This is a genomic window from Candidatus Thermoplasmatota archaeon (assembly GCA_022848865.1).
Lineage (GTDB): Archaea > Thermoplasmatota > Thermoplasmata > RBG-16-68-12 > JAGMCJ01 > JAGMCJ01.
The window spans coordinates 1-14,965 of the sequence record JAJISE010000025.1 but is presented as its reverse complement, the minus strand read 5'-3'; the positions used below and the strand labels follow the sequence as shown (position 1 = coordinate 14,965).

The following is a 14,965-nucleotide window of genomic DNA, read 5'->3' as shown; positions in this document are numbered from 1 at the left end:
GGAGGTCGACCCCTCGCGGGGATCGGGGCGGGAGTACTGTCCCACCGAGACTATCGGAACTGATTCTCAGACCTGATAATCGAAGACTCATCGTTTTATCGGAACGAGGAGAATGGTTCACTGGAGCATAGATGTTCCTCGCAGCCGGAGGCAATTCGTGAAGGGCGATCTCAAACGAACGTATGCAAATCAATCATCGAGCGTAAGCAACGCGAGACTGACGTGTCTGGTCTTCTTGCTACTCGCTTCCAGTTTCATGGCCCTGACAGACGACTCTTTGTCCGATCCCGCCTTGGTGGACAACAGTGACGGGACAGCGACGGCCACATGGGCCTTCCAGAATCCCGCCAACTACACCTTCCAGAACCTGAGCTTCGGCGCCGGCAACGTCACGCTCGAGGTCCTGCCGTTCCAATTCGTCGACACCAGCCAGGCGGACTTCCAGCAAGGGTCGACATTCCTGAACGTGGATCTGGTATCTGTTCCCGGGAATATCACGTTGAACGACACGGCTGCCGCTGGCACGCCCGGATCCTTCGATATCGGGGTCGACTATGGAAATGGAAAGGACGCTTACATCACCGCCGCGGGCGGAGGCAACAAGAACTACGGGGCCTCCGTGGAGTTGAATGTGGAATCCTCTGAGCCAGAGAGGATTCTCATTCAGTTTGACCTTAGCGCAATCGGGGCTCTCAACCTGATTACTCACGCGGAAATACGGTTAAACCTCGAATGGGCGGCCAGCGCCAATCCCGTTAACGTCTCGGCGCACCAGGTGACCGCTTCATGGGTTGAGGGAACGGGCGACGGAAATCCGACCAACGGTGTCACATGGGATAGTCGGGACGGAGTCACCAGCTGGGTCACGCCAGGCGGTGACTTCAATGCCACAGCCGAATTCGTTTTGACCGACGTAACGAACCAGACGATCAATCATCTGTGGGACATAACAGCGCTTGTAGATGACTGGATGACCGGCACGAGGACGAACTACGGCGCAATCCTCATGGCGGAGGACCAGCCTTACTTGGAGAGCAGGAAGGTATTCAACAGCAAGGAATGGGGTTCACCTGGCAGGCGTCCAAGACTCAGAGTCGACTACGTGACGACAGAGGGAGGATACGCCAACGGCTCGTTCGTCTCGAGAGTGATGGACGGGCAGTCCCAAGTCAACTGGGGGAACATCAGCTGGAACTCCAGTCAGCCCAGCCAGACGAACCTGTCGTTGCACACTCGTTCAGGCGATTGCGCCGGGAGCTGGAGCAGCTGGTCTCCCGCCTACCTGTCGCCCCTCGGTTCTCAGATCACTTCGCTATCCGACATGTGCCTGCAGTACAAGGTCGAGATGGAGACGTACAACACGACCAAGACGCCTGTCCTGGAGGAAGTCAGGATCGACTACTGGAAGTACGCATCTGAGGGAATCCTGGAGACCGAGGACTTTGCTCCCGCCAGTTGGGTCAGCTGGGAGGACTTCGACGCTCTCTACAACGGGCCTCTCGACTCCAACGTGACATTCTCCTATTCCACTGATTCCGGCATGTCCTGGACCCCTGTCAATACTGGAGAGAGTCTGCAATCTGTCCTCTCGCCGTCGATCAGGTTCATGGCCAACCTCACGACGATGGACACGGCATCGACGCCGACGCTCTTCAACATGACGATTACCTACTCCTTCTCCGGAGCCCTGGACCACATTCACATGTCTCTCGCTACATGGACTGGCACTGCCGATGATGTCATCGACCTCGATGCCATTGGACATGACCCTTTCCACAATGTGGTGACGTTCGCTCAGTACTGGTCTACAACGGACCCAACCGGTGCCGTCGACGCTAGTGGTGTCTACAATCCAGGGACCGCAGGAACCTGGCGCGTCTACTGCAACAACTCGGACGACACGATATCCAACTACACGACCGTCAACGTCCTTCCTGGGGCGGCTTCCGGAATAGGGATAGACCCGTGGGATCCAGGCACTCTCACGACCGACGACATGCTGTTCCTCAACGTGAGCGCATACGATTCCGAGGGCAATCTCGTGGGACCCATTCTCGCCAATTGGTCGGTGGCGGGGGGCGTAGGAACGATAACCCCTGGTCCCAACTCCTCAGCGGTCTTCGATCCGACACAGCCTGGCATCGGAACGATCACAGCGAATGACGGCCTCGGACACACGAACACGACGAATATGATACAAGTAGTGGTAGGTTCGAGATTCCGCGTTGGCATTGAACCATGGAGCCCTGGAACGCTGACGGCGGACGAAAGCGTGAACCTCGCAGCATACGAGTACGATGCCGACGGGAACATGATAGGTCCCGCCAACGTCACTTGGGCGGTCAACGGAGGCATCGGAACCATTCCCGCAGGACCTTCTGAAACATCTCTATTCGAGGCGACGACGGTCGGAACAGGAACGGTCTCGATCGATGATGGCCTCGGACACACGAACACGACGGACTGGATGACAGTAGTGGCGGGCGCCTTGGACACGATCCAGGTGCAGCCGGACCCAGCGGTCATCGAGCACCTAGAATACATGGATTTCACCGCCACGGGCTACGACTTGGATGGAAACCTCGTGGCGATAGTGGATTCGGTTTGGGAGACGAACGCGGGTACCGTGACATACTCATTGATCCAGAACGCCACGCTCAGGGCACAGGACACATCACTGCTCGACGGCTGGATCAGGATCACCGCCACGCTCCAGAGCAATGTTACCGGCACCGCGAACGTTTCCGTCGTCGTGACCAACGTCGATCCAGCGATACAGGGAACCGTACCAGATCAGCTCAAGACTGAGGACTACGGCAGCTGGAGCCTCGACCTCTCCGCGTTCGCGAGCGATCCTCAGGACCCTCTCTCCGACCTCACGTGGTTCTTCACGGACCATGATCCCTCGCTGACGACGATCAGCGGAGACAATGTCATCGGGAACCACCTGATAACGCTCACCACAGTCCCGGACGCTTACGGTAGCGACGAGCTCACGATATGGCTGAGGGACAAGGATGGCCATACAGACGGCCAGACCCTTTACGTCAACATAACATCCGTGAACGATAGGCCCACAATCGAGAGCATTACTCCCTTCACGCTACACTACGACGTCGCCTACACCTACTACTTCTACGACTACGTCTCGGATGTTGAAACCGCGAAGGAGGACCTCACGCTGACTTGCACCGACGCCGACCACGTATCCTTCGACGGGCTGTGGGGGACATTCACCTACCCCGAGGAGTACCTCGACCTCTCCCCCCAGTATCCAAGAATAGCGGTCCACGACGAGGACGGAGGGGAGATGTTTACGCTGCTGGCGATCACGGTATCGGAGGATTACGTGCCGGTTCTGACGACGCAGCTGCCGGACATCACCCTCTACGAGGGCGAGGAGGTGATAAACTACTTCGACCTGGACGACTACTTCGATGACCCGGACGCGGACAGCCTCTTCTACACGACCGGGAACATCCAGGTCGACATCACGATCAACGAGGACCACACGGTGGACTTCAAGGCCCCCGTGGACTGGTCTGGACAGGAGATCGTGACCTTCAGGGCGATCGATCCCGAGAACGCCAGAGCAGAGGACATCGTCCTTGTGACGGTCCTCCCCGTCAACGACCCGCCGACGATCTCGGGCGTCCCGGACCTCGTGGTCCATTATGATGACATCGCCAGCCCCCTGATCAACTACACGTTCGACCTGATGCCCTACGTCCACGACGTGGACAACGACACGTCCGATCTCCTGATAACCACCAACGATCCCACTCACATATTCATCTATGGCAGCCAGACGACTGTCATGTACATCTACTACCCAGTAAGCCTGAGCGGGCAGACCTTCGCTGTCCGGATCACCGTGAGCGACGGCTTGGAGGAAGCGTTCCAGGACATCAACATAACTGTGCTCGACAACCTGTCGCCAGAGGTCGCCTCTCCCATCCCTGACTTCATCTTCTTCGAGGACAATGGACTCTCGGACGCGTTCACGATCGACGATCACTTCCTCGATCCGGACGGAGATGAGCTCACATATACCAGCCTCTCTTCGAACGTCATCGTGTCCATCGATAACTCAACTCTCGTCGTCGACTTCTCTTCCGTTCAGGACTGGTTCGGTGTGGAGTATGTGACCTTCCGAGCGACCGACACGTTCGGCGGGATAAGGGAGCAGACGATAAAGGTGGACGTCCTCCCGGTCAACGACGCGCCCGTGATACTGCCCATCGCGGACCTGGTCCTGATGAAGGGCCAGACCTACACTCTGGACCTGACGGAGTATATCCACGACGTCGACAACAGCTTCTCGGAGCTGACGATCCTCGTGTCGGGCGACTACGCGGAGACGCCCTCCATCGCCGGGTACATGCTCCTGTTCGCCTATTCGGACGAGGGCACCGATTACATCCGCCTCGAGGTGAGCGATGGTTCATTAACGACCTATGCCACTATCCGGGTCAGCATCATCGGTCCGCCACCGCCCTCCATCTGGGACCAGATATACTGGCCGTGGTCCATAATCACGATCATCCTTGCGGGCCTGATACTCGCGATATTCTCGAGATGGTTCTTCGCCAGGATTGACATCGACGAGACGTTCCTGATCCACAGGAGTGGCACCCTCATCAGCCATTCCGTGATGGAGAAGGAGACCTACGTCGACGAGGACATCTTCTCGAGCATGTTCACCGTGATCCAGGAGTTCATACGGGACTCGTTCCGAGAGATAGAGGACGTACCCGTGAGGAGGATAGACTTCGGGGACCAGAAGATTCTGATCGAGAAGGGCGAACAGGTGTACCTTGCCATCGTCTACAGCGGGCACGAGACGAGAAGGAACATGCGGCCTCTGAAGGAAGCCTTGGAGGAAATCGAGAGGACATATGCCGACGAGCTGAAGGACTGGAGCGGATTCCTAGCGGGATTCGCGGGAGTGGAACGGATCCTCAGAAAGCATCTGGGGGAGTTCGACCCCACAAACGACATCGAGGCCGAGGACGGCGGAGAAGGCCCCTTCGAGATTGAGAAGGCGCTGGATCTCGACGAGGCGGATGGCAGCGGCCATCAGGAGGGAGGGTCGAAATGATGTCACGCAGCACGACGGGCATATCATCGAGTACGCGACCTTCGTGGCTCAGGGGAGTTCCCGCAGTTGCGATCGCAGTACTGATGCTCCTTTCGCTGGCTCCTTCCTTGCACACGGGCACCGCGGACGTTAACATCGATGCGGGACCCTATGTCCTTCACATGCATTTCAGCGAGCTCCCCAGACCCTGGTGGAACGGGACCCAATGTCAGTTCAGGCAGAGCATGACCGTCACAGCAGGCCTGTCCGACCTCCCCGCGGGATTCGCGGTGTCAACCGCCCTCGACCACGCTGCACTCGTGTCTGCCGGCAAGTCCCAGGCGGACGGCGACGACATGCGGGTGGTCCATTGGGACGGTGCAGCATGGGTTGAGCTCAACCGGAGCCTCGACCCGGGCTCGGCGTGGAACGACACGTCCACGAGAATCTGGTTTGCACTTCACAGGGTCATCACGGCCTCTTTGTCCGACAAGGACTACTACCTCTACTACGGGAACACATCGGCAAGCAGCCCTCCGACGAACGCGAGCTCTGGCGGGGGGGTGAGGTCGCTGCAGAGCGGCACCTCGGTGAGCTCGTCCAACGGCGTCGTGATGATTCCCATATCGGCGGTCGACATGACCAAGACGTTCCTCATGTTTAATGCTCGCCATGATGGCGGGCGTCCCGTTAGCTCCGAGGTCAGGGGCAGGATCGCCACATCCACCGCACTCGAATTCGTACGAGTGACGAACGAGGCCGTGCCGGTACCCATCACTATTCAGTGGTACGTCGTTGAGTATCATTTGGGAGTGCAGGTGCAGAGAGGACAGATCCCCTCTCAGACATCAACCGTTATGGATGTCGCCATCAATCCCGTTGCGAACGTCAGTCAGGCCTTCGTGTTGTGGTCCAAGACGCCTTCGAGCGCTGACATCAATTGGAGCTACGATGATCCCGTCCTCGGGGAACTGACCAACGCGAGCAACGTCCAGTTCAGGGTATACGGTGCCAACGCGGGACACGCGATCTGGTGGCAGGTGGTGGAGTTCACCAATCCCGGGGATGCCATGGTCCAGAAGGGCTCGGTCTTCACGATGATCGAACCGACGACCTCCGTCAACGCGACCTTGAGCACGCCCGTGGACGTGAACAGGACCTTCGTGCTCGTCAGCTTCATAACGGAAGGGTCAGGACCGGACGTGGGCGCCAGGATGCTGCGGGCGCAGCTGGTCAATTCTACAACGATCATGATCGACAGGAGCATCTCCGGATGGCAGGACAACATCACCGAGATATCGTGGCAGGCCGTGGAGATGAACGACGGCACCAGGGTGCTGTCAGGGTCTGAGAACTTCGGGCTGGGCGTCGACAACAGGACAGTTCCTCTTGCTCCCGCGGTTGACCTGAATCGCTCGGTTGCGTTCGCCTCCGTACAGCCCACCACCGGTCAGAGCATGGGCCGCTCGCCGTACGCTGGTGATGACCTCATCGGCGTCGGGTCGGTCACGATGGCGCTGTCCGCCACCAATCTCACGATGGAAAGGGACAATACGGCGGCCGAGGCCGACATCGGCTGGTTCGTCGTGGAGCTTGGGGGCGAGAACCCCGCAATCATGCTCGGACCTGAAGAGACGACGGCGATCGTGCAAATCGTCGTCAGCGTGCACCACGTCAGGCCCAACGGGTCAGACCCTCAGCTGATTGTCGCCTCTCCGATTGCAGCGATTGACAGCGGAACGCCGAACCCCTTCGCTCTTGCGATCGGGACCGGTGCGGTGCAGAACTTCACGGACAGCGATCCCCGCTACCTGCGGCTCGAGATCGACATCGTCGGAGCTGGTGACGATGAGCGATTCGTCATGGCGTACGACTCCATTGCCCAACCCTCCAGTCTGGAGATTCCCACGAGCCCCTCGACCCTCCTCTACCTGCACGACAACGACACCTCGGGGATGGTCCCGCCCGGCAAGCACATGAACGCGACCGTCGGCACTGGCGGGTCGGATCTGATATTCCACAATCCGGTCGACACGCTCTACTGGTATCAGGCAATGTGGTCCTTGCCCTCCGTGAGCATCATCAGCCCGGCTCAGGACGAGCACATCACGGGGATGTACGACACGCTCTACTCCGTGGGCGCGACCGTCGTGAACATCTCCTTCGAGTACTTCAACGGCACATCCTGGAACTTCCTGGGATTCGATCCCGACGTTGACGGCGTCTTCTCATGGGACAGCTGCTCCGTTGGGGACCAGGTCGTGACGCTCAAGGCGATTGCCACTGACTTGTTCAACGCCAGCGCGGAGCATTCCGTCTCAGGGGTGGAGATAGACTGCACGCCGCCCTCGATTCAGATACTGCAGCCTGCCGACGACTCCGTCGTGGATGGCAACGTGACGATCACCTACGCCGTGGATGCTGACGCGGTGACGGTCGAGCTCAGGTACAATGACGGCCAGCTTCACACGATAACGACTGAAACGCCGCCGGACGGGAGCGCCGTCTGGGACGTTGGCGGGTTGGAGCTCTCCGGCGCTGTCCTGATGGCCCAGGCCTGGGACGAGGTCGGACTGTCCTCCACGGACGAGGTCGTGGGCCTCTCAACGCCAGTGGGACCCCCGCCGGTGAACGAGCCGCCGACGATATCCGGCGTTCCCGACATCGTCGTCCATTATGATCACTCCTACAACTTCGACCTGACGCCATACATCGAGGACGTGGACAACACCACCGACGAACTCACGGTGTTCACGTCCGACGGCGCGCACATCTGGATAAGCCCGACCAACAATCTCGGACTTGTGATGAACTACCCGCAGTCGATGCTCAACGAGACCGTGCAGGTCACGATATGGGTCACGGACGGCATCGGGACGGGCTTCGACGTGGTCAATGTGACGATCTCGGAGGACTACCCGCCAGAGAAGCTGAGGCCGCTCCCGGATGTCTCCTTCAACGAGGACGAGACGAGCCTGAACGTCTTCTTCACGAACCTGGACTACTACTTCCTCGACGTCGACGGGGACAACCTCTACTACTCCTCGGGCAACAGGTCGGTGAGGGTCCGCATAAACGAGGACCGCACGGTCGACATGTGGGCGGAGCCGGACTGGTTCGGCTTCGAGCTCATCACAGTGAGGGCGACGGACCCAACGGGGGCTCTGGTCGAGCAGATAATCATCGTCCAGGTCATCCCCATGAACGACGCACCTGTGATCGGGCCGATTCCCGAGATCGAGGTCTGGGCGGGGCGGAGCCGTACCATCGACCTGTCCGCCTACATCTCCGACGTCGACTCGCCGATGGGTGACCTCAACATCTCCGTGAACAGCGAGTACGCCGAGGTCTCGGGCTTCAACATCACCCTGAAGTATCCCAAGGACGTCAAGCGGGAGACGATAACCGTCACGGTCGGCGACGGTCTGGACTCCTCGACAGGATTCGTGGTCGTTATCGTCCGCTCGGAAACGGACTGGTTCCTTCTCTGGCTCATCATGGTGGCCGCGCTCGTGGCCGTTCTCCTGTGGGCCGCCTACATCGCGCACAGGGACGAGATCCACGCCGGATACCTGCTCAAGGAGGACGGCTCCCTGGTCAGAGAGATTCAACTGACCGGCAAGGCGACGGTCCCGCTCGAGTTCATCATCCAAAGGACGGCGGAAGAGGGGATCGAGGAGGCGCACAGGCTGGACTTCGACAAGTTCAAGGTCACGCTGATCCACGGCAAGGAGCTGCGCCTAGCCGTCATCTCGTCCTGGTTCCTCTCCAAGCCGGTGTTGGAGAAGCTGACGGCAGCGTTCGAGGACCTCGACACGGGCGAGTTCCACAAGGCGCTCCGGGAGGGTGACGAGTCGAGCGTCCATGGTCACCTAGAGGGGTTCGAGGAGAGCTTCTATCTGGTCGCGGCTAGGCGGCGGACAGGGTCGACCCCGGCAAAGAGCGACTAGTCCGAGGAGAAGAGGCGGGGACTTCATATATCGCGGCCGCACTCCCGCAGCTGAGCTTCTGTGGTATCGACTGCGTCAGAGATCAGATACGTGCCCATCGGAATAATACATTCACCGTTCAAGGAGCCCTCTGGTGTGCCCATACAGGCATCTGCTGCGGAAGACACCAACGGAACGGTTGAGGTCTTCCCCGAGTTCACCGACGGCCTGAAGGACGTCGAGGGTTTCTCGCACATCATCCTGCTCTACCATTTCCATCTCGCGGGGAAGGCGCTGCAGGTGAAGCCGTACATGGATGACCAGCTGCGAGGTGTGTTCGCGACGCGTGCCCCGTCCCGTCCGAACCCCATCGGCATGTCGATAGTGCGTCTTGTCAAGGTCGAGGGCGGAGTGCTCCACATCCAGGACGTCGACGTCGTGGACGGAACTCCCCTTCTGGACGTCAAGCCCTATGTCCCGGAGTTCGACGTGCGGGAGACGACCAGCATAGGCTGGCTCAAGAAGAGAGTGGACAGGCTCCGCAAGACGAGGGACGATGGCAGGTTCTCGGAGTAATCCTCTTCGGGAGCGGGCAAATGGCCGTTGCGTGAAGTGCGAATGTCATCGAATTTCCGATTCTACCATCGATAAATCGATAAGTACAAATAGCGATCAATCGATTTGTACAGTGGATGTTGGAGAGAATACTCGGTGCCAAATCAAAAGTCAAGATCATAAGAGAGATGATGGAATCGGAGGACAGGGAATACTGCCTCGAGGATCTGGTGAAGGCCACCGAACAATCATTCGGCACTGTCCATCCCTCACTCAAGAGCTTGGTCGACACCAGAATGGTGCTTGTCAGGAAGATAGGGAAGTCGAAACTCTACAGGATTAACACGAGGCACATACTCTACGAGAGGATTCGAGAGCTCATATTGGAGGAGAGGACAGGCTATCTCACAGTCGCGAAAGAGTTCTCCGATGGTCTGAAGAAGACCAATGTGAAGAACATCATCTTGTTCGGGTCCGTGGCTCGCGGGGACTTCGGCGAGAGAAGCGACATAGACATTCTCATCGTATACTCAAGGAAGAAACCCGAGGATGTTGTCGTCGAGCGTGTGGAGGCTCTGCTTGACAAATACGACGTCGTAATCGTGCCAGTCTATCTATCCATAAAAGAGGCTAGGGACAGATTGAGGAAGTCGGATCCATTCATATTGAACGTCCTCGATGAGGGGAACGTGCTTCATGGTGATGCAGAATGGCTAGGAAGGTGAGGAGGTCGGACGCATTGGCCTATCTGCGGCAGGCAGAGGAATTCCTGAGCTCCGCGCAAGACAATCTGCAACAAAGGAGATTCAACGTCGCGGGGTTCAACGCCACTCAATCGATAATCAACGCGAACGATGCTCTCACGATCCACTTCTTGGAAATGAGAGCATCCGCAGACCACAAGGAGGCCATAAGACTTCACATCGATGTCATTAGATCGATCAAGGACGATGCTCAGAGAGGTGCGCTGAAAAGGTCATTGGATATGCGGTCGACCGCCGGTTATCTGGGAAAGACCATCTCCGAGAAGGATGCGATGAGATTGATGAGATACGCAGTTTCATTTATGAGATGGGTGAAGAAGTATGTCAAGGTGTAGTCACCCGTCTTCACTGCCAAGTTGCTCTGCACACCCAGGCTCACAGCTCCTACTTCGTGGCCCTGGCCGACAGCAAGGACAGGTGGCGCGAGCAGGCTTTCGGACTGAAGGTCCCTCGAGAGTTCCTCGTCACCGACCTGATCGTGGCGGAGAGCGTGACCATCGTTGGCGAGCGAGGCGGCGGGAAGGCGGGGCAGACGCTCTACGAGTACTTCGTCGACGAGTGCGACGTCGTCTTCGTTGACGCGGACCTGCTGGACGAGGCGATGGCGCTCCACCTGCAGTACGACGGCACCCTTTCCGTGGCGGACTGCGCGAGCGTTGCCGTCATGTCCCGCCAGGATGCAAACGTATATGTATGCACAAGTATATGATTGCATAACGGGGTATAACATGAGCGGGGCCACGACGATACGCATAAGAACGGAGACGCGGGACGACCTCCGCAAGTTCGGGCGGAAGGACGAGACCTACGACGGGCTCATACAGCGCCTTCTGGAGGCCGCCCGCAAGCTGAGCTTCTTCGAGGAACTGGACAGGATAGTCGAGACCGAGGAGTTCGTGCCCCTTGACGAAATATGAGGTTCTCGTCTCCCAGACCGCCAGGAAGCAGCTCGAAGCGCTGGACAAAGGAACGAGAGCGCGCATCAAGCGGGCGCTTCGCAATATCGATCCCTCCCGCTCGACGGTCAAGAGGCTCAAGGGACCCAAGAGGGACTACTTCCGCCTCCGCGTCGGGGAATACAGGGTGATGTTCACCGTGGAGGGCAAGAGGGTCCTCGTCGTCAGGATACTTCACCGGCGCGTTGCATATTCATGGGTGGATTGAGGTTCTGGAATCGCTCTGGCGGGAGGGCGGCGCTCCCGCTCCCGATGGAATTGTTCCGCCATCGACGTAGTCCACAATGGCCAGTGATTTGCCAGCGGAAACCATTATATACGCACGAGGGCATCTTTTCACACGTAAATCACCGCCATCGTTCGTGAGGATGATGGTCATAAATAGGGTTGGAGGGGATGGACGGATCAGCTGTTTTCATAGATGGCGCATACCTAGTGCAGGTGCTCAAGAAACACGGAGAGCCAGCGGTCGACTTCCTCAAGCTGTCAGAGAAGCTTTGCGAGGATTCGGAACGCCTGAGGACGTACTACTACAACTGCATGCCGTACCAGAGCCACCCACCAACACGGAAGGAGACTGAACGCTTCGCGAAGGCGGACAAGTTCCTCTTCACCCTCAGGAGGCTCCCGAGGTTCGAGGTCAGGTTGGGCAAGCTGAGCCGCATCGGCGGTCAGTTCGTGCAGAAGAGGGTGGACATCCTGCTGGCGGTCGACCTGGTGAGGATGAGCTGGGGGAAGCAGATACAGAGGGCTGTCCTCCTCACTGGAGACAGCGACTTCGTGCCGGCGGTGCAGGCGGCAAAGGACACTGGCGTCCTTACGCAGCTGTACTACTCGAAGAACGCGGTGCACGACGAGCTGTTGGATACCTGCGACGACTGCTTCGAGATCACCCCAGATCTCATCGACGAGGTCAGGATCGAGAAGTGATGTCGTTACCAGGACGATCGTCATTGGAGAAGCTTTCCGGGTTCTGGAATCGTTCTGGCGAGAGCACTTCATCCGTGGAAACGAGCGGGAAGCGATGAGACGAGAGAGCTGAGCTCGATGGTCGCGACGCTTCCACCGTGTCCGTGCGAACAGCGGGTGCTCGTGCCGTGGACACCTCATGAGAGGTCGGGACTCGAGCAGGGATCCCCGCATGCGAAGAAGAACTCGGTCCCTGGTGCGTCAGCCTCTCTTGTTTCGCCTTCTGATCGGGATCGATGACCGTGATCGGATCGCTGTACCCTTCGAACTCCGTGCCGTCCTCCAGCTCACCGCTCACCTTGAAGTTGTAGACCCCCGGCGAGACGATCGCGTGGACCTCCGAGCGCAGGAACTTGAGCATCCTCTCCATGATGCCGTCCCCGTCGTGGTCCACCACGTACGAGTCGTCGTAGGCGACGAAGCCGTACTTCTGGTCCTGAACGGGCGATATCGCGTCCTCGAGCAGGACCGTGCTCGCGTCTATCTCCCCGACGTCGTATCCGTCGGGCAGCTCTATGTAGACGGTGGCCCAGCGGCCCTTGCTCTTCAGGTTCAATGTGTCAGGGTCGAAGTCGATGTCCGCCTCCACGATGACCTCTCCCTCGTTCAGCGCCCAGACAGCATCCAGATCAAAGCCTGGTGCAGAGCCACCCACGCCATCGCTGACCTTCACGTACCCGACGGTCTCGGTGAAGCCGATGTCGGCGAGGTCGAGATAGAGGGTCGGGTTCGTCTCCCAACCCTGGCTGGCGATTATGCCCAAGGAGGTGAACTGCACGCCATCATTGACCGCGCTCACCCAGATCTCGGCCTTCTCCTGCCCGGCATTGTTGCCGATCTCCCTGATGGCGATGTCCGGTCCGGGACCGTCGATCATCGTGTTATCGGTGAATGCGAATATGATCCAATCCCCAGGGGTTATGGAGACGAACCAGCCGTCGGGGGCTCCCAATGCCACGTCAGGACTGACCGGGATGTTGTAGTTGCCCTTGTCCCATCCCCCCAAGAATCCACTCACGCCGCCCCAGAAGTCGACCACTTCGTCGACATAGGGGTCGCCAGGACTTGCTGCGCACGAATCGGGCACGGCGACGACCAAGGTTACTATCGCCAAGCAAATTACTGCTGCTGTGAACTTTCTCATTTCAGGCCCCCCAGACCCATCATGCAATAGGTCTCAGGGATATTTAACTTCTCTGCGGTGAAGCAGGCTGCCAATCTCGATGGACTGCTCGCCCTTCACCGAATCCCTCACAGAGAGGCTGTGTATAGGGCTCAGAAGAACGGATCCTCAGAGCCTTTGAGATGGAGGCAAGACGGGACTTGCTGCATACCGCTGGATCAGGGCAACTGGCTCTGTGAACCCACGCGATACTTTCATATAAACGCGTTATGATGACCAAATCTAAATGAGTCTGGAGGAACACTCATGAAAGCGATTGTATGGACGAAATACGGACCCCCGGATGTTCTTCAGCTCAAAGAGGTTGAAAAGCCTGTTCCTGAAGATAATGAAGTTCTCATAAAGATCCACGCGACAACAGTAACGACATATGAAATGGCCGCTCGAAAGGGTAAACCGTTCATAGTGAGATTGTTCACTGGTCTCATGAGACCAAAGAAACCCATACTCGGAGTTGAGCTTGGCGGGGAGATTGAAGCAGTAGGCAAAGATGTGAAGCTGTTCAAGAAAGGTGACCAAGTCTTCGGATACTGTGGACTCGGTGCCAACGCCGAGTACACATGCATGCCTGAAGACGGGCAGCTGGCAGCAAAACCGGCCAACATGACCTACGGGGAAGCCGCGGCGTCCTGCGATGGCGCATTGACAGCATTGCCTTTCCTTAGAGATAAGGGAAAGATCCAGAGCGGACAGGAAGTCCTCATCAATGGCGCTTCTGGATCGATAGGTACTTTTGCGGTCCAGCTCGCCAAGTACTATGGGGCGGAAGTCACCGGGGTATGCAGTACCTCGAATCTGGAATTGGTGAAATCTCTGGGAGCCGATAAGGTAATTGATTACACTGTAGAAGATTTTACAGAAAGTGGAAAGACCTACGATGTTGTTTTTGATGCCGTCGGAAAAGCCTCGTCTTCACAATGTAAGAAGGCTCTAAAGAAGGGAGGAATCTATCTTAGTGTTAATAAAGATTCGGGTAATGGAAAAGCTTTAAAAGTTGAAGATCTCCTCTTTCTTAAAGAAGTTATTGAAGCGGGAAATCTTAAATCGGTCATAGATAGAACCTATCCGTTGGAAGAAATTGTTGAGGCTCACAAATATGTTGACAAAGGACACAAAAAGGGAAATGTAGTCATCACTATATAGATAATAATAACCGAACTAAGACAACTATGGGAGGAACACTTATGAAAGCGATTGTATGGACAAAATACGGACCACCGGATGTTCTTCAGCTCAAAGAGGTAGACAAACCTATTCCCAAGGACAATGAAGTACTGATAAAAATATATGCGACAGTAGTAACGGCATTGGACTGCAGCTCTCGAAAGGGTGGGCCATTTATTGGAAAAATTGTCACTGGTCTCACAAAACCCAAAATCACTATACTAGGGTCTGAGCTAGCCGGAGAAATTGAAGCAGTAGGCAAAGATGTAAAGCTATTTAAAGAAGGTGACCAGGTATTTGGATCTGCCGGTATGGGTTTTGGTGCTAATGCAGAGTACATATGTCTTCTGCCTGAAGAACCTGTA

12 protein-coding genes are annotated in these 14,965 nt (G+C 57.2%); 11 read left to right on the top strand and 1 reads right to left on the bottom strand.

Annotated features, from left to right (window positions below; genetic code table 11):
• Positions 1-157 precede the first annotated feature (157 nt).
• The 9 genes from LN415_06070 to LN415_06030 all read left to right on the top strand — a co-directional run bounded on the left by LN415_06070 (position 158) and on the right by LN415_06030 (position 12,214).
• Positions 158-5,101: a DNRLRE domain-containing protein gene (locus LN415_06070; protein MCJ2556660.1), complete on the top strand. Its 4,944-nt coding sequence runs from the start codon at positions 158-160 to the stop codon at positions 5,099-5,101.
• Entirely contained in the window at positions 5,098-9,030 is a 3,933-nt protein-coding gene (locus LN415_06065; protein MCJ2556659.1) for a hypothetical protein, read from the top strand. Before LN415_06070 ends, LN415_06065 begins: the two co-directional genes overlap by 4 nt.
• Positions 9,031-9,090: 60 nt before the next feature.
• Complete coding sequence (gene tsaA / locus LN415_06060) at positions 9,091-9,585, top strand: tRNA (N6-threonylcarbamoyladenosine(37)-N6)-methyltransferase TrmO (protein ID MCJ2556658.1); 495 nt, start codon at positions 9,091-9,093, stop codon at positions 9,583-9,585.
• Between the two features lie 116 nt (positions 9,586-9,701).
• The gene (locus LN415_06055) at positions 9,702-10,289 is read left to right on the top strand and encodes a nucleotidyltransferase domain-containing protein (GenBank protein ID MCJ2556657.1); all 588 of its coding nucleotides are present in this window, start codon (positions 9,702-9,704) and stop codon (positions 10,287-10,289) included.
• Positions 10,274-10,663: a HEPN domain-containing protein gene (locus LN415_06050; protein MCJ2556656.1), complete on the top strand. Its 390-nt coding sequence runs from the start codon at positions 10,274-10,276 to the stop codon at positions 10,661-10,663. Before LN415_06055 ends, LN415_06050 begins: the two co-directional genes overlap by 16 nt.
• Complete coding sequence (locus tag LN415_06045) at positions 10,636-11,037, top strand: PIN domain-containing protein (protein MCJ2556655.1); 402 nt, start codon at positions 10,636-10,638, stop codon at positions 11,035-11,037. Before LN415_06050 ends, LN415_06045 begins: the two co-directional genes overlap by 28 nt.
• Positions 11,038-11,056: 19 nt before the next feature.
• On the top strand, positions 11,057-11,245 hold the full coding sequence (locus tag LN415_06040; GenBank protein MCJ2556654.1) for a hypothetical protein: 189 nt from the start codon (positions 11,057-11,059) through the stop codon (positions 11,243-11,245).
• A complete protein-coding gene (locus LN415_06035) occupies positions 11,232-11,492 on the top strand; it encodes a type II toxin-antitoxin system RelE/ParE family toxin (GenBank protein ID MCJ2556653.1) in 261 nt (86 codons plus the stop codon). Before LN415_06040 ends, LN415_06035 begins: the two co-directional genes overlap by 14 nt.
• Before the next feature lie 188 nt (positions 11,493-11,680).
• On the top strand, positions 11,681-12,214 hold the full coding sequence (locus LN415_06030) for an NYN domain-containing protein (GenBank protein MCJ2556652.1): 534 nt from the start codon (positions 11,681-11,683) through the stop codon (positions 12,212-12,214).
• Here the strand turns inward: LN415_06030 and LN415_06025 are convergent.
• The gene (locus LN415_06025) at positions 12,198-13,397 is read right to left on the bottom strand and encodes a hypothetical protein (protein ID MCJ2556651.1); all 1,200 of its coding nucleotides are present in this window, start codon (positions 13,395-13,397) and stop codon (positions 12,198-12,200) included. The genes LN415_06030 and LN415_06025 overlap by 17 nt on opposite strands.
• A 285-nt stretch (positions 13,398-13,682) precedes the next feature.
• Between LN415_06025 and LN415_06020 the strand changes: the two genes are divergently transcribed.
• Both LN415_06020 and LN415_06015 read left to right on the top strand, forming a co-directional pair.
• On the top strand, positions 13,683-14,579 hold the full coding sequence (locus tag LN415_06020; GenBank protein MCJ2556650.1) for an NAD(P)-dependent alcohol dehydrogenase: 897 nt from the start codon (positions 13,683-13,685) through the stop codon (positions 14,577-14,579).
• 41 nt (positions 14,580-14,620) lie between these two features.
• Positions 14,621-14,965 (top strand): alcohol dehydrogenase catalytic domain-containing protein (locus LN415_06015; protein MCJ2556649.1); only part of this gene is annotated, 345 nt, incomplete at its 3' end.